Here is a 14,848-nt window from a genome sequence, read left to right as displayed (position 1 = left end):
CCCACCGGTCCGCGAAGGGGCCGCCCCACCACCGACACGACGAACCCCCGGGTGGGCGCGCGACTCCCGCGCCCACCCGGGGGTTTCGGGTCAGCCCCGGACGCGCTCGACGCGCCCCTCGTCCCACACCGGGCCGTCCGTCTCGCGCACCCGACCGTCCTGGCCGAAGACCAGGAAGCGGTCGAAGGAGGACGCGAACCACCGGTCGTGGGTGACCGCCAACACGGTGCCGTCGAAGGCTTCCAGGGCCTCCTGGAGCGCCTCGGCCGAGACCAGGTCGAGGTTGTCGGTCGGCTCGTCGAGCAACAGCAGGTTGGCGCCGGAGAGTTCGAGCAACAGCACCTGGAATCGGGCCTGTTGGCCGCCGGAGAGGGTGTCGAAGGGCTGCTCGGCGCCGTAGGCCAGTTCGTACCGGTCGAGCACCTTCGCGGCGCCTTCGCGGCCCAGCCCGCTGCGGTGTTCGTCGCCCCGACCGAGGATGTCGACCAGCGTCTTGCCGACGAACTCGGGATGATCGTGCGTCTGCGCGAACCAACCGGGCCGTACCCGTGCCCCGAGCCGGGCCCGACCGGTGTGCGCCACCGGTGCGATCACCGTCTCGCCGACCGGTTCGTGCTCGACCTCGGGATCGGTGCCGCCGGCCGCGAGCAGCCGCAGGAAGTGCGACTTGCCCGAGCCGTTCGAGCCGAGCACCGCGACCCGGTCGCCGTACCAGACCTCGGTGTCGAACGGCAGCATCAGACCGGTCAGTTCCAGCGCCTCGGCGATCACCGCGCGCTTTCCGGTGCGCGAGCCGCGCAGCCGCATCTTGACGTCCTGCTCACGCGGGATGTTCTGCGGCGGCCCGGCCTCCTCGAACTTGCGCAGTCGGGTCCGGGCGGCCTGCAGCCGGGAGGCCAGACCGTCGTTGTACGCCGCCTTGGTCTTGTACATCAGGACCAGCGCCTTGAGCTTGGCGTGCTCCTCGTCCCAGCGCCGGCCCAACTCCTCGAAGCGCTCGAACCGGGCCCGCCGGGCCTCGTGATAGGTGCCGAACGAACCACCGTGGATCCAGACGGTGTTGCCCGCCGCGCCGAGTTCGATGGTGACGATCCGGTCGGCGGCCTGGGCGAGCAGTTCGCGGTCGTGCGAGACCAGCAGCACCGACTTCTGGGACTCGCGCAGGGACTGTTCGAGCCAACGCTTGCCCGGGACGTCGAGATAGTTGTCCGGTTCGTCGAGGATCAACACCTGGTCCGGGCCGCGCAACAGCGCCTCCAGGGCGAGCCGCTTCTGCTCGCCGCCGGAGAGCGTGCGCACCTCGCGCCACTTGGCGCCGTCGTAGGTGGTGCCCAGCGCCGCCTGACAACACTGGTCCCAGGCCGGCTCGATGTCGTAGCCGCCCGCGTCACCGAACTCGGCGAGCGCCGTGGCGTAGCGCATCTGGTGCTTCTCGTCGTCGTTCTCCATCAGCGCCAGCTCGGCGTCGTCGACCGCGCGCATCGCGTCCCGAATCCGCGGCGGGGCGAGCGAGACGAGCAGATCACGCACCGTGGAGGCGTCCCGGATCCGGCCGACGAACTGCGGCATGATGCCGAGTCCACCCGTTCGGGCGACCGCGCCGGTGTCGGGTTTCAGCTCCCCCGTGATGATCCGGAGCAGCGTGGTCTTGCCGGCGCCGTTCGCCCCGATGAGCGCCACGGTGGTGCCGTCACCGACCCGAAAGGAGACCTCGTCCAACAGAACACGCCCGTCGGGAAGGGTGAAGCCGACGGTGTTGACATCGATGTAGCCCATGGCCTGCGCGCGTCCTTCGTCCTGCGGTCGGGGGATCCGAGGTGGTCCTCGACGGGTCGTTCCGAGGATGACAACCCTTCCTACCCGTTCCACGCCGACCGGGCCAACGCATTTCGGGCTCCCCCGCACGGTAGCGCGCCTCGGGCACGTCACGGAACGCACCGGCGCGAGCGGCGCCGGCCTGCGGGCCGCTCGAACCGCCGACCCGACCACCTTTCGCATAGTGCAACTATTGATTCGCGCATCGCAACCTGGAACGGTGACGGCTCATCAGTTTTCGGGTATTCCAAGGAGTCGCGGTGGCACACACGGAACCGCAGCAGATCGCCCGGCAGGTCGCCCTGGGCGAGCGCCGTCCGCTCGAGTTCGGGGTCTTCCTGGCCCCCTTCCATCAAGCGGGGCGCAACCCGACCCTGATGCTGGAACAGGACCTGGCCCTGGTCGAGCACCTGGACCGGCTCGGTTACGCCGAGGCGTGGATCGGCGAGCACCATTCCGGTGGCTGGGAGATCGTCGCTTCGCCCGAGTTGTTCATCGCGAGCGCCGCGGCCCGTACCCGGCACATCCGCTTCGGCACCGGCGTCGTCTCGCTGCCCTACCACCACCCGCTGCACGTCGCGGATCGGCTGGTCCTGCTCGACCACCTCACCCGCGGCCGGGTCATGCTCGGCGTGGGGCCCGGCCAACTCGCTTCCGACGCACACATGTTGGGCATCGACACCGCACGTCAGCGGGCGATGATGGAGGAATCGCTGGAGGCGATCGTCGCGCTGCTGGCCGGTCGCGAACCGGTGACCCGGGAGAGCGACTGGTTCACGCTGCGCGATGCCCGGTTGCAGTTGCGGCCGTACACCCACCCGTCGCTGGAGCTCGCCGTCGCCGCGACCTTCTCGCCGGCCGGTCCGCGTACCGCCGGGCGGTTCGGCGCGGGCATGCTCTCGATCGCGGCGAGCCAGGAGGGCGGCTTCGACGCGCTGGGCACGCACTGGGGCATCGCGAACGAGGTCGCCGGTCGGCACGGGCAGACCATGGACCGGTCCAAGTGGCGGCTGATGGGCATGATGCACATCGCCGAGACCGAGGAGCAGGCCCGCCGCGAGGTGGCGTACGGCCTGGAGGGCATCCAGAACTACCAGGCCAAGGTGCTGCCGATCCCGCTGGACACGTCCACTCCGCTGGCGGACCGCATCGACCACGGCAACGCGACCGGCTCGTTCATCTGTGGCACGCCGGAGATGGCGATCCGTCAGATCGAGCGGTTGTGGCAGAAGTCCGGCGGTTTCGGCACCTACCTGTTCATGGGCGCCGACTTCGCCGACCCGGAGGCGACGAAGCGTTCCTACGAACTGATCGCGCGCGAGGTGATCCCGTACTTCACCGGTGCCGCGCACGGCCCGCTCGCGTCCCAGGACTGGCAGGTGGGCCTGTCCCAGACCTGGCGCGACCAGACCGCGCACGCTGTCGGCGGGGCCGTGAAGGACTACGAGAACACGAAGGGAAGCACGGCGTGAGCACGCGGATCGAGGGCGGCGCCGGCCCGGGACGCGTCGCGGGCAAGGTCGCCCTGGTGACCGGGGCGGCGGCGGGCATCGGGCGGGCCGTGGCACACCGCCTGGCGGCCGAGGGCGCGTACGTGCTGGCGGGCGACATCGACGCGGCCGGACTCACGACGCTCGCCGACGAGTTGGGCCCGGAGCGGTGCGCCACCCGGTTGTGCGACGTGACCGTCGAGGACGACGTGGCTGCGCTGGTCCAAGCCGCCGTGGACGAGTTCGGCGGCCTGGACATCGCGGTGGCCAACGCGGGCGGCGGCACGGCGGCCGAACTGGCCGACCACGAGTACGCCGCCTGGCGTCGCGTCGTCGACCTGTGCCTCAACGGCGCGTTCCTGACCGTCAAGCACGCGGGCCGGGTGATGCGCGCCCAGGACGGCCGAGCCGGTTCGATCGTCAACCTGGCCTCGCTCAACGCGGTCCAGCCCGGCCGAGGCATGGGCGCGTACTGCGCGGCCAAGGCCGGCGTGGTCGCCCTGACCGAGGTGGCCGCCCTCGAACTGGGGCCGTCGGGCATCCGGGTGAACGCGGTGGCCCCGGGCCTGATTCGCACCCGGGCCACCGCCGGCATGTGGCATGTCCCGGGCGTGGTCGACGAATACGTCGAGAACGCCCCGCTGGGCCGGTTCGCGGAACCCGAGGAGGTGGCGGCCGTGGTCCTGTTCCTGGCCTCCGACGAGGCCTCGTTCGTCTCCGGCAGCGTCTACGGCGTCGACGGCGGCGCCCGCACCCGACGGTATCCGGACCTGATCGGCGCGCTGGAGCGGTTGTCGGACCGGGGGTGACCACGGCGCCGGAGCGATCCGCCGGCGCCGCGATCGTCCGCCCGGCGACCGAACGGTTGTCGGGCGGACGATCATGGGGCGATCCGGTCGGTTGCGAGCAGAGCGCCGGATCGGTGATCAAGCGGCTGATCAGCGACTAAATAGGGCGGGAAGGCTCCTCTTCCGGTTACTGACGCAGCGTCATATTTCTGTTCGGTAATGGCGCTATCGCCTTCGAATGGACGTCTCCGCGATCGGTTGGAAGCCGGGTCCGGCCGGGTTCGACCTCTTCGTTCGGAGGCGGTTTTCCGGCCTCGCAGCGGGGAAACCAGAGGGCACCGAACGGGAGGGGAGGGGACCTGACACCCCCACTGCGCGACGGCGCACCCCCACCCCGCGGGTATCAAGGCGCCGACGGTCGGGCCCACTCCCCCGTGCCCGACCGTCGGCCGCCGCGAACACCGCGCCGCGGCCGGGCGGTCCCCGGCCGCCGACCCGATCCCCGCCCGCTCAGCGCACGTCGATGCCGCGCAGATGCCGCGTGTCGTTGTAGCGGATCGCCCGCAGCCGCCCGTCGCGCGCACGCCAGCGGGAGATCGAGGCGTTGCCCACCGGATCGGTCCGGACCAGGCGGTCGACGTCCGTCTCGGTGAGGCCCTCCAGGATGTAACGCAGCATCAGCACGGTCGCGTCGTGCCCGACGATCAGCACGTGCGCGCCCGGCGCCTCGTGCCGCAGGTCGGTGAGCAGCGTGCGCAACCGCAGCGCGACGTCGGCGAGGGATTCGCCGCCGGGTGGGCGGTAGTACAGGTCGCCGACCCGACGCCGACGCTCGGCCTCGTCCGGGTGCAGCCGCTCGATCGCGGCGGCCGTCCGCAGCTCCAGGACGCCCATCTCGCGGTCGCGCAGCCGTTCGTCGCGACGAGGTCGCGGCAACAACAGTCCCGCCCGGGCCGCCTCGCGGGCGATGATGCGCATCGTCGAGCGGGCCCGGCGGTACGGCGAGACCAACACCACGTCCGGCGTCTCGGCCCGGAGCGCCAGCCGTCGCCCGACCGCGGCGGCTTGATCCTCGCCTCGGGCGCTGAGCGCGATGTCGGCGTCCCGACCCACCGTCGCCGGATCGAACTCGCCCACTCCGTCGCCCACTTCGGCCACCCCGTCGACCGGGGTGCGGTCGGGGCCGGCTTCGGCGGCGGCAGCGGCAGCGAAGGCCGCGTTGGCCATGCTCTCGCCGTGGCGTACGGCGACGATCTCGGCGGGCCCGAAGGGCGCGGTGTCCGACGTGCCGACCACGGTGCCCCCAAGCCTCGTTCCCTGTCATGGTTCTCACCCCGCCGGCCGCACCGAAACGCCCGCGGGCGGACCGACGGCGATCGCCGGCCCGAGCCGACCGCGCCCTCGCCTCCACCCCGGTCTCCGCGCCACACCCGACGCACGCCCCCACGAGGTCCGCCGTCCGACGAGCGAGCACACGCCAACCACCTCGTGGGTTGTTCGGTCGGGACACGGCCGGACTTGGGTGATCTTCCATCCGCGTATCCGGATAATCTGACCGCATGATCGAACCTCGCGTCGCCCTCGCCACCTGCGCCGAGCTGCCGGACCTCGACCCGGACGAGCGCCTGCTCTTCGCCCCGCTGGCCGCGCACGGCATCCACGCCGAGGCCGTGGTGTGGAACGACCCGACGGTGGACTGGGCCGCCTACGACCTGGTGGTGCTGCGCTCGGTATGGGACTACCCGACGCGCCGCAAGGAGTTCATCGAGTGGGCCGCGGGCGTGCCGCGGCTGGCCAACCCGGCGTCGATCGTGGCCTGGAACACCGACAAGACCTACCTGCGCGACCTGACCAGGGCCGGCCTGCCCGTCGTGGAGACGATGTGGCTGGAGCCCGACTCGACCGTGACGCTGCCCACCTCCGGCCTGCATGTGGTCAAGCCCGCGATCAGCGCCGGATCCCGCGACACCGAGCGATACGACCTGGCCGCACCCGAGCAGCGCGCGCTCGCCGCCGGACACGCCACCAGCCTGCTCGCGGGCGGTCGGACCGTGATGGTCCAGCCGTACCTGGAGGCCGTCGACACCGTCGGCGAGACCGCACTCGTCTACTTCGACGGCGTCTTCAGCCACGCCGTCCGCAAGGGCCCGATGCTCGACGGCACCGCCGAAATGGTCGACGGCCTGTTCCGCAGCGAGCGGATCGAGGCACGCGAACCCTCCGCCGCGGAGTTCGCGGTCGCCGCCCGGGTGCTGACCGAGATTCCGGTCGGCCCGCTGCTGTACGCCCGCGTGGACCTGATCCCGGCCGCCGACGGCACGCCCACCCTGCTGGAACTGGAACTGACCGAGCCGTCCCTGTTCCTCGGCCACGCCGACGGCGCCGCCGGCCGCTTCGCGGACGCGATCGTGACCGCGCTGCACCCGTAGCCGAAAGCCCACCCGCCGCCGGGCCCGACCACCCGGCCGGGTCCGGTGCGCCGGGCCGGGAAACGACCCGGCCGGACGGCGGTACGCGAGCTGTGCGGCCGTCCCGACCGGGGCACCATGGATCCATGAAGCGCGACATTTCCCTCGAATGGGCCGGCGACCCGGCGGCCGAGGAACGGCCGGCCACGGAGGTGTACGCCTCCGTGGACACCGGGGCCGGCGTCGCATCCGACCCGGACCCCTCCGGCACCCGTCTCGGGACCGTCACCGCGCGCCGCGCCGGCCGATCGCTCGGCCGGCTGAGCATCCACGGCGACGGCGAGGCCGCGGTCACCACACAGGGCGAACGTGCGGATCGGCTCGCACGCCGACTGGTCCGGGAGTCCCGTACCGGGGAGGTCCCCGCGACCGCCGAGGAACGGGACGCGTTCGTGCGGATGTACCGGCGGGCCGCCGAGCAGGCCCGTGCCGTCGGGGCCCGGGTACTGCATTGGAGCGGCACCGAGACCGGCCCGGAGGGCGAGGCGGCCCGGGCGCTCGCGGCTCGCACCACCGGCGAGATCGCCCGGATCTGGACGGTCGACCCGAACGGGTGGTGGCCGCCGGGCGGCCTGCCCGCCGTGCGGGTACGCGCGCTGCCCCTGCCCCGGGTGGGCCTGATCGGCGAGGGCGCCGAACTCACCGTCGCCGTCGAAGGCGACCGGGCGTACCTCGACGCGGGCGAGGCGATCACCGCTCCGGGCGTCGCGGCCGACATCCTCGCGGCCCTGGTCGCGGAACTGGTGGAGTCGATCCGCCGGAACCACCCGAACGTACGCGAACTCGCCGTGTTCGAATTCGACGGCGACACCGAGGGCACCGTCCGCCAGGCCCTGCCCCTGGCCGGCCTGCGCATCGAACACCGGGTCTGGGACTTCGAACTCGCCCTCGACTGATCGCCGCCGCCGCGTCAGGTCCGGCGGTAGGTCGCGACGGACATGCCGCCGGCGAGCACCGTGCCACCCGTCCGGGTGAACGCGGTGACCTCGAATCCACCGGACACCATCGGGATTCCGGTGCCGATCAGGATCGGGTAGGTCTTGATCACGAGTTCGTCGATCTCGCCCATCAGGGTCCCCGCCAGGCGCCCGCCGCCCGCCAGCCAGATGCCCTTGCCGGTCGGCTCGGCCTTCAGCTCGCGGACCTTGGCGACCGGGTCGTCGGCCACCAGGGTCACCGCCGGGTCGGGGCTCTCGATGATGCTGCCGGTGACGACATACGTACGCAGGTGGCCGTACGGGTTCGGGAATCCCGCGTGCAGACCCGGTTCGTAGGTGGCCCGGCCCATCACCACCGTGTCGAAGTGCCGGAACTCGGTGTCCGGCCCGACTCCCACGTGCGGGGCGATATGCGCCGGAAGCGTCTCCGGGTATTCGGCGACCAGGTGCGCGACGACGTCCTCGCCCACCGGGAAGAAGTCGAAACCGCCGTCCTCGGCGGCGATGAAGCCGTCGAGGGTGGTGCCGACGAGGTACGTGAGCTTTCGCATCCGGGCTCTTTTCCATGGGTGACGTCCAGCAATGACTACAGTTATAGTACTTCACATGTAGTGGTTGCAATCCCTTTCTCGCGTCGTGCCGCCGGCCCCCTCACCAGGGCCGCGCCCCGGGCTCCGGCAACGGCCGCAAACCCGGCCAGGCGGTGACCATCCGCCCGCGCAACCGCCTTGCCAGCAGGCCCAGTTCCCGCAGCGGCTCGGATGTCGTGTCGGCGACCACGCCGAGCCGGTGCACGAGTCGCTGGCGCGCCGAGACCGAACCCCACGTGAAGTCGGCGACCGGTACGCGGGCCAGTTGATCGGTGCGATCCCGATGCGCCCGTTCGACCAGCGCGTCGCCGCGGATCAGCCAGCCTGCGCACGCGTCGGCGATCCCCGCCCCCGGATCCGCCGCCTGCCCGGTCAGCGCCCGCCGGGTCGACGCGTACACCGCCTCGACCTCGGCCAACGGTGTGGCCGGCACCGCCATCGCACACCAGCAGGTCGGGAAGCCGATCCGGAGATAGGCGAGTTCGACCAGACCGTCGCCGAGGGCGGCCTGTTCGAAGTCGACGAAGCGCACCCCGTCGACGGTCCGCAGGTCGTTGCCCGGACACGGATCGCCGTGCAACAGGGCGTACCGACCGGCCGGATCCAGCCGGGTGAGCAACGCGGCCAACTCGCCAAGCACGCCCGGCGGGATCGCCACACCCAGGGTCGTGGCCAAGGCCAGGAACGACTCGGCGTCGGCGCCGGTCGGTGGTCGCCACGCGGGCAACGCGCCGGCATCCGCCGGTCCGGTCAGCGCGTGCAGCCGGGCCAACGCCTCGGCGTAGCCGGGCAGCCAGTCGTCCGTGCGCCCCAGGTCGTCCAGGTATTCCAGGACCATGACGCACCCGTCGGGATCGGCGCCCAAGACCCGGGGGCCGACCGGGCCGCGGGCGGCCAGCCGCAGACCCGCGACCTCGCGGGCGAACCGCTCCGGCGCGCCGTACCGGTGGTCGCCCCCGTCGGTGATCTGCTTGACGATCGCCCGCTCACCGCCCAGCTCCACCCGCCACACCCGCGAACGGGGGCTGCTGTCCAGGAGTTTCGCCTTCTTCGGCGGGCCCAGCGCGGCCCGCAACGTATCGCCCATCGGCACCCGAAACCTCATGGAACGAACACCCTAGCCGGCCCCGCCCGGGCCACCGCGCACCACGCGCCCGCGCATCGACGGCGGCCACACCCGGGTCGGGGCCCGCCGCCCGGGCCGGCAGACTCACCGGGTGGAGATCAACGGCGCCCCCGCCCACCCCGACGACCTCGCCGCACTGGCCCTGTCGAACATCGGGCATTTCACCTCGATGCGCGTCGCGGACGGCCGGGTGCGCGGGCTCGACCTGCACCTGGCCCGCCTGGTCCGGGACTGCCGGGTCGTGTTCGACGCCGAACTCGACCCGGAACGTGTGCTGACCCTCGCCCGCCGGGTCACCGACGACCGGCACGACACCTTCGTCCTGCGGGTGACCGTGTTCGATCCGGCGATCGGCCTGGCCGATCCGACCGCACCGGCCACGCCGCACATCCTGATCACCACCCGGCCGGCCGGACCGTCGGCGCTGCCGCCGCTGCGGGTGTCGCCCTCGGTGTTCCGGCGCGACCTGCCACAGGTCAAGCACGTGGGCCTGTTCGGCCAGTTGCAGCAGCGCCGGCGCGCGATGCTCGCGGGCTACGACGACGCGCTGTTCGTCGAGCCGGACGGCCGGATCGCCGAGGGCGGCACCTGGAACATCGGCTTCGTGGTCGGCGACCGCCTGGTGCGTCCCGACGCGCCGTGCCTGCGCGGCGTCACCGCCGACCTGCTCCAGGCCCGACACCCGGCCTCGACCCGCCCGGTCCGGATCGACGAACTCGCGTCGATCCAGGCCGCGTTCGCCACCAACACGGCAATCGGTGTACGCCCGATCGGCGCCATCGGCGAGCACGAGCTGCGCACCGACCACCCGCTCCTGGCCACCCTCGCCGACACCTACCGCGCGCTCCCCGGCAACCCGTTGCGCCCGGGTCAGGGGTAGTCGAAGAACCGGATCCACCACGTCGGCCCATCCTCGACCGTGTAGTGGTCCGCCAGCCGACTCGCCCCGTCGTACGTCGTCCGCAGCAGATCCTCCGGCACGACCCGATAGCCCAGGTCGTCGAGCGCCGCCTCGACCCGCTCCAGATCGGCCGGCGCCACGTACGCGGGCGCCGCGCCGACCGGGTCCTCGTCCGGCGTATCGACGCTCGTGACGACCAGATCGCCGAAGTTGCTGACCACCAGGGTGACTCGTCCGGTTCCCGCCAACGCCGCCGCCGGCACCACGATCACCCCGTGTCGGCTCGCCGCCCGCGCCGTGCCCTCGACCGCACACCGACACCCGAAGTCCGCGTCCAACCGCTCGACCAGCCGATCGAAGCGCTCGGCGGTGGCCGCCGCGTCGTAGTCCGCCGGGGCCGCCAGATGCTCCGGGTCGTCCAAGGCGCGCAGCAGCGCCCACGCCTGGTCTTCGTCGAGCAACGTCATGGGTCAACCGATCCGTGCGGTCCGCGGCGCCTGCGCATACCCGAGAGCGGGCACGAGCACACAACGACATGTCCGCTTCCCCACGACCGTCGATCGTCCGGCGGGACACCCGCATCATGCCGGCCACCGGCCCGCCCGCGCCGGTGCGATGATCTTGCCGTCCCGACAATCGCCCGCCGCCGGCGACGGTCGGCATCGCCCCGACTCGGGGCGGGCCGAGTCCGTGAGTCACGCTGTGCGTCGACGCGTCCCTTCCACATCTGGTGGTGAACCCGGCATGACCGCCTTGGACCCGGCGATATCCCAGTCGTCCGACCCCGAGCGGGTCGACCGATCGGCGCTTCAACGGCGGACCGTGCGCACCCTGATCGCCGCGCAGGTGGTCGGCGGCGTGGGGATGGGGTCGGCGCTGACCGTCGGCGGGCTGCTCGCCGAGGACCTGTCCGGATCCAAGAGTTGGTCGGGTCTGGCGACCACCGCGATCACCCTGGGCGCGGCACTGTTCGCGATCCCGATGTCGCGCGCGGCGACCCGGTACGGGCGTCGGGTCGCGCTCACCACCGGCTGGGCACTCGCCACGCTCGCGGCCGGCGGGGTGATCCTGTCGGCCGTGCTGGAGTGGTTCCCGCTGCTGATCGCCGCGCTGCTCGTGTTCGGCGCGGGCACCGCCGCCAACCTCCAGTCCCGGTTCGCCGCGACCGACCTCGCCGACGACGCCGGCCGGGCCAAGGCCCTGTCGATCGTGGTGTGGTCGACCACCGTCGGCGCGGTCCTGGGCCCCAACCTGAACGAGCCGGGCGCCGTGGTCGGGCGTGCCCTCGGCCTGCCCGAGTTGGCCGGGCCGTTCCTGTTCTCGATCGTGTCCTTCGCCGGCGCGGGCGCCATCCTGTGGGTCGCGCTGCGCCCGGATCCGCTGCTGATCGCCCGGGCCGACCTCGGCGACCGGCAGCAGCCGCGCGGCGACCTGCGCAGCGCGCTCGCGGTGATCCGCCGGGCGCCGCAGGCCATGCTCGGTCTGGCCACGGTGGCGTTCGGCCACGTGGTGATGGTGTCGGTGATGGCGATGACGCCGGTGCACATGAAGGACCACGGCACCGCGTTGACCCTGGTCGGGCTGACCATCAGCCTGCATATCGCCGGCATGTACGCCCTGTCGCCGGTGGTCGGCTGGGCCGCCGACCGGTTCGGTCGCATCCCGGTGATCCTGAGCGGCCAGTTCGTGCTGCTGCTCGCCGTGTTCGTGGCCGGCACCTCGGGCCACTCCACGTGGCGCACCATGGTCGGCCTGATCCTGCTCGGCTTCGGCTGGTCGTGTTGCCTGGTCGCCGGCTCGGCGCTGCTCGGCGAATCGGTGCCGGCGGACGCGCGAACGGGCGTGCAGGGCGTGTCGGACCTGCTGATGAACCTGGCCGGCGCGGCGGGCGGCGCCGTCTCCGGGTCGGTGCTGGGCCTGGCCGGCTACGGCGGTCTCAACCTGGTGGCCGGCTTCCTGACCGTCCCGGTCCTGTGCGTCGCGGCCGGCTTCGCACTGGGCCGATCCCGGCGCCCGGCGGGCTGACCGCCCGAGCCGCCGGCGCGCCGCCTCGGATGGCCCGCCCCGGTCGTGGCCCGCCGACGAGCCCCATATGTTTGGACAAAATGTGCCAAATGGTCGCGGGTTACCTGCCCCGGCCTTCCCGGAAGGGGCAACCATGGTGCAGCGGGTGGTCGTCGTCGGAGCAGGATTCGCCGGGTTCGAGACGGTGCGCAAACTGGAACGAACCCTCGGCCCGCGCGAGGCCGAGATCGTGCTCGTGAGTCCGATGGACTACATGGTCTACCGGCCGCTGCTGCCCCAGGTCGCGGCGGGCGTGTTGTCCTCGCGGACCACGGCGGTGCCGCTGCACCGGATGCTCAAGCGCACCCACGTCCTGCCCGGCGGCGCGATCGGCGTCGACCTGGCGGCCAAGGTCTGCGTCGTACGCAAGATCTCCGGCGACATCACCAACGAGCACTACGACAAGCTCGTCCTGGCCCCGGGCAGCGTGACCCGCACCTTCGACATCCCCGGGCTGACCACCTACGGCCACGGCATGAAGAACCTGGCCGAGGCGGTCTACCTGCGCGACCACGTGATCGCCCAGTTGGAGATCGCCAACTCCAGCACCGACCCGGCCGAGCGCGCGTCGCGCTGCCAGTTCATCGTGGTCGGCGGCGGCTACGCGGGTGTGGAGACCGCCGCGTGCCTGGAGATGCTCACCACCAATTCGCTGCGGCACTTCCCGCGCCTGGACCCGGCGCAGGTGCGCTGGATGATCGTGGACGTGGCCCCGCGCCTGATGCCCGAACTCGGCGAGAACCTGGGCAAGGCCACCTTGCAGATGCTGGCCAAGCGCGGTGTGGACGTGCGGCTGGGGATCAGCGTCCAGGAGATCACCGAGGACTCGGTGACGCTGACCACCGGCGAGAAGTTGCCGTGCCGGACGCTGGTGTGGACGGCGGGCGTCACCGCGAGCCCGCTGGTGGGCACGATGGGCACCGAGTTGGTGCGCGGTCGGCTCTCCGTCGCCGCCGATCTCGCCGTGCCCGGCAACCCGGACGTGTTCGCCCTGGGCGACGCCGCGGCCGTGCCCGACCTGGCCAAGGGCGACGGCGCGATCTGCCCGCCCACCGCGCAGTACGCGCACCGGCAGGCCAAGATCGCCGCCGCCAACGTGGTCGCCTCGCTGCGCGGACAACCGCTGAGCCCGTTCCGGCACAAGGACCTGGGCCTGGTCGTCGACCTCGGCGGCACCCAGGCGGTGGCCCGGCCGCTGGGCCACGAGATGCGCGGCCTGCCCGCCCAGGCGATCACCCGCGGCTACCACCTGATGACGGTGCCCTCGATCCGGGCCCGCACCCGGGTGTTGTCCAACTGGGTCCAGCACGCCTTCGCGGGCGACGACCTGGTCCGGCTCGGCTTCATGTCCGACCTGGACGGCCGGATGGGCAACCTGGAGAAGACCGACGCCTACCTGTCGGTGGACGAGGTCGCCGCCCGCACCGGATCCCGCGCCGCCCACCCGTGAGCCCTGACTCGGTGCCGGGTGCCGACGCCCGTCCGGGCGGGTACACCGGGGCCATGAACGACGAGCACACGGCGGCCCGGCTGCGGGCGGCGCTGGTGGAGCGGCTGTGGGTGACCGGGAGCGTGCGCACCGAGTCGGTCGCGGACGCGATGTCGTGGGTGCCGCGCGAGGTGTTCACCCCCGGCGCCGGCTCACTGGCCCGTGCCTACGAGGACCGGGTCGTGGTGTTGTCCACCGACGAACGCGGGCTTCCGGACAGTACGGTCAGCCAGCCGGCGATGGTCGCGCTGATGCTCGAACAGCTCGCCGTCCGGCCCGGGATGCGGGTGCTGGAGATCGGCACCGGAAGCGGCTACAACGCGGCCCTGTTGGCCCGGCTGACCGGCCCCGAGGGGGAGGTGGTCAGCGTCGAGGTGTCCGCCGAGTTGGCGGTCGCGGCCGCCCGGCGGCTGGCCCGGCTCGGCACCCGGGTGGACGTGCGGACCGGGGACGGCTGGGTCGGGGTCGCCGACCGGGCGCCGTTCGACCGGATCGAGGCCACCGTGGGGGTGCCGGACCTGCCGCCGGCCTGGGTGGAGCAGCTCGCGCCGGACGGGGTGCTGGTCGCTCCGATGTGGCTGCGGCCGGGCCTGGAGCTGGCCGTCGCGTGGCGGCGCGGCACCGGTGGCATGTTGGTGAGCACGTCGGTGGCGCGCTGCGGATTCCTCCAGTTGCGCGGCCCGCATGCCGGGCCGGGCCGGACCCACGCGCTGACCGGCGACCTCGCGGTGATCGGCGAGGATCTGCCACCGGCCGCGTTGGACGTGTTGCGGGGTCTGCTCGACCACGGTGCGGTGGACGCGGGGCCGGTACTGGGTCCGGTGGACGTGCGGCTGACCGGATTCGCGTTGGCCGAACCGCGCTCGGTGTTGTTCCTGGGGCATCCGGGCGACGGGATGACATGGGGTCTGTTCGACCCGGAGCGGCCCGCGCTCGCGGTGCTCATGCAGGACCGGATCCTGGTCTACGGCGACCGCGACGCGGCGGTCGACCTGTACTACGGCGTGGCCGGCGCGCCGGTGGTGAACGCCGACCGGCTGCGGCTGGAGGCGATCCCGGTGGCCCCCGGCCTCCCGGACTCGGCCGACGCGCCGGACGCGGGCGGCCGGACCTGGACGGTGGAGCGGGAGCACTACCGGTATCGACTCACCGAGACGTGAGCCGATCCGCGGCGCGGTC

General features: G+C 72.5%; 13 protein-coding genes. 8 read left to right on the top strand and 5 right to left on the bottom strand.

The window, feature by feature from the left end:
- Positions 1 to 90: 90 nt before the first annotated feature.
- Complete coding sequence (locus ABZ374_RS17120) at positions 91 to 1,776, bottom strand: ATP-binding cassette domain-containing protein (RefSeq protein ID WP_360311669.1); 1,686 nt, start codon at positions 1,774 to 1,776, stop codon at positions 91 to 93.
- Positions 1,777 to 2,075: 299 nt separating this feature from the next.
- On the opposite strand from ABZ374_RS17120, the gene ABZ374_RS17115 reads away from it, so the two are divergent.
- Positions 2,076 to 3,287 (top strand): LLM class flavin-dependent oxidoreductase, encoded by a 1,212-nt coding sequence (locus ABZ374_RS17115; protein ID WP_360311667.1) that lies wholly within the window; start codon positions 2,076 to 2,078, stop codon positions 3,285 to 3,287.
- Positions 3,284 to 4,114 carry an SDR family NAD(P)-dependent oxidoreductase gene (locus ABZ374_RS17110; protein ID WP_360311665.1) on the top strand — a complete coding sequence of 277 codons (831 nt, stop codon included), beginning with the start codon at positions 3,284 to 3,286 and terminating at the stop codon, positions 4,112 to 4,114. The genes ABZ374_RS17115 and ABZ374_RS17110 overlap by 4 nt, the downstream gene beginning before the upstream one ends.
- Before the next feature lie 489 nt (positions 4,115 to 4,603).
- On the opposite strand, the gene ABZ374_RS17105 is transcribed toward ABZ374_RS17110, so the two are convergent.
- Positions 4,604 to 5,389 carry a histidine phosphatase family protein gene (locus ABZ374_RS17105; RefSeq protein ID WP_360311663.1) on the bottom strand — a complete coding sequence of 262 codons (786 nt, stop codon included), beginning with the start codon at positions 5,387 to 5,389 and terminating at the stop codon, positions 4,604 to 4,606.
- Positions 5,390 to 5,652: 263 nt separating this feature from the next.
- Between ABZ374_RS17105 and ABZ374_RS17100 the strand changes: the two genes are divergently transcribed.
- Complete coding sequence (locus ABZ374_RS17100; protein WP_360311661.1) at positions 5,653 to 6,522, top strand: hypothetical protein; 870 nt, start codon at positions 5,653 to 5,655, stop codon at positions 6,520 to 6,522.
- A gap of 125 nt (positions 6,523 to 6,647) precedes the next feature.
- A complete protein-coding gene (locus ABZ374_RS17095) occupies positions 6,648 to 7,457 on the top strand; it encodes a hypothetical protein (protein ID WP_360311659.1) in 810 nt (269 codons plus the stop codon).
- Between the two features lie 14 nt (positions 7,458 to 7,471).
- Here ABZ374_RS17095 and ABZ374_RS17090 read toward each other — a convergent pair whose 3' ends face one another.
- Positions 7,472 to 8,050: a dihydrofolate reductase family protein gene (locus ABZ374_RS17090; protein ID WP_360311657.1), complete on the bottom strand. Its 579-nt coding sequence runs from the start codon at positions 8,048 to 8,050 to the stop codon at positions 7,472 to 7,474.
- 100 nt (positions 8,051 to 8,150) lie between these two features.
- On the bottom strand, positions 8,151 to 9,194 hold the full coding sequence (locus ABZ374_RS17085) for a phosphotransferase (RefSeq protein WP_360311655.1): 1,044 nt from the start codon (positions 9,192 to 9,194) through the stop codon (positions 8,151 to 8,153).
- A 112-nt stretch (positions 9,195 to 9,306) separates the two neighbouring features.
- Between ABZ374_RS17085 and ABZ374_RS17080 the strand changes: the two genes are divergently transcribed.
- Positions 9,307 to 10,095 carry an aminotransferase class IV family protein gene (locus ABZ374_RS17080; RefSeq protein WP_360311653.1) on the top strand — a complete coding sequence of 263 codons (789 nt, stop codon included), beginning with the start codon at positions 9,307 to 9,309 and terminating at the stop codon, positions 10,093 to 10,095.
- Here the strand turns inward: ABZ374_RS17080 and ABZ374_RS17075 are convergent.
- Complete coding sequence (locus ABZ374_RS17075; RefSeq protein WP_360311651.1) at positions 10,086 to 10,583, bottom strand: hypothetical protein; 498 nt, start codon at positions 10,581 to 10,583, stop codon at positions 10,086 to 10,088. The two genes, ABZ374_RS17080 and ABZ374_RS17075, sit on opposite strands and share 10 nt — an antisense overlap.
- 277 nt (positions 10,584 to 10,860) lie before the next feature.
- On the opposite strand from ABZ374_RS17075, the gene ABZ374_RS17070 reads away from it, so the two are divergent.
- From ABZ374_RS17070 to ABZ374_RS17060, 3 genes are all read left to right on the top strand, one after another.
- Positions 10,861 to 12,141, top strand: a complete 1,281-nt coding sequence (locus tag ABZ374_RS17070; protein WP_360311649.1) for an MFS transporter — start codon at positions 10,861 to 10,863, stop codon at positions 12,139 to 12,141.
- 133 nt (positions 12,142 to 12,274) lie between these two features.
- Positions 12,275 to 13,630, top strand: a complete 1,356-nt coding sequence (locus ABZ374_RS17065) for an NAD(P)/FAD-dependent oxidoreductase (protein WP_360311647.1) — start codon at positions 12,275 to 12,277, stop codon at positions 13,628 to 13,630.
- A 53-nt stretch (positions 13,631 to 13,683) separates the two neighbouring features.
- Entirely contained in the window at positions 13,684 to 14,829 is a 1,146-nt protein-coding gene (locus ABZ374_RS17060; protein WP_360311645.1) for a methyltransferase domain-containing protein, read from the top strand.
- Positions 14,830 to 14,848 lie beyond the last annotated feature (19 nt).

Source organism: Embleya sp. NPDC005971 (genome assembly GCF_040629175.1).
Taxonomy (GTDB): Bacteria; Actinomycetota; Actinomycetes; order Streptomycetales; family Streptomycetaceae; genus Embleya.
This window is presented reverse-complemented; position numbering and strand designations above follow the sequence as displayed.

Excerpts from the sequence above, each read along its gene's own strand:
- ABZ374_RS17120 (WP_360311669.1), bottom strand. The coding sequence starts at position 1,776 with ATGGGCTACATCGATGTCAACACCGTCGGCTTCACCCTTCCCGACGGG.
- ABZ374_RS17100 (WP_360311661.1), top strand. The coding sequence starts at position 5,653 with ATGATCGAACCTCGCGTCGCCCTCGCCACCTGCGCCGAGCTGCCGGAC.
- ABZ374_RS17095 (WP_360311659.1), top strand. The coding sequence starts at position 6,648 with ATGAAGCGCGACATTTCCCTCGAATGGGCCGGCGACCCGGCGGCCGAG.
- ABZ374_RS17090 (WP_360311657.1), bottom strand. The coding sequence starts at position 8,050 with ATGCGAAAGCTCACGTACCTCGTCGGCACCACCCTCGACGGCTTCATC.
- ABZ374_RS17085 (WP_360311655.1), bottom strand. The coding sequence starts at position 9,194 with ATGAGGTTTCGGGTGCCGATGGGCGATACGTTGCGGGCCGCGCTGGGC.
- ABZ374_RS17075 (WP_360311651.1), bottom strand. The coding sequence starts at position 10,583 with ATGACGTTGCTCGACGAAGACCAGGCGTGGGCGCTGCTGCGCGCCTTG.
- ABZ374_RS17070 (WP_360311649.1), top strand. The coding sequence starts at position 10,861 with ATGACCGCCTTGGACCCGGCGATATCCCAGTCGTCCGACCCCGAGCGG.
- ABZ374_RS17065 (WP_360311647.1), top strand. The coding sequence starts at position 12,275 with ATGGTGCAGCGGGTGGTCGTCGTCGGAGCAGGATTCGCCGGGTTCGAG.
- ABZ374_RS17060 (WP_360311645.1), top strand. The coding sequence starts at position 13,684 with ATGAACGACGAGCACACGGCGGCCCGGCTGCGGGCGGCGCTGGTGGAG.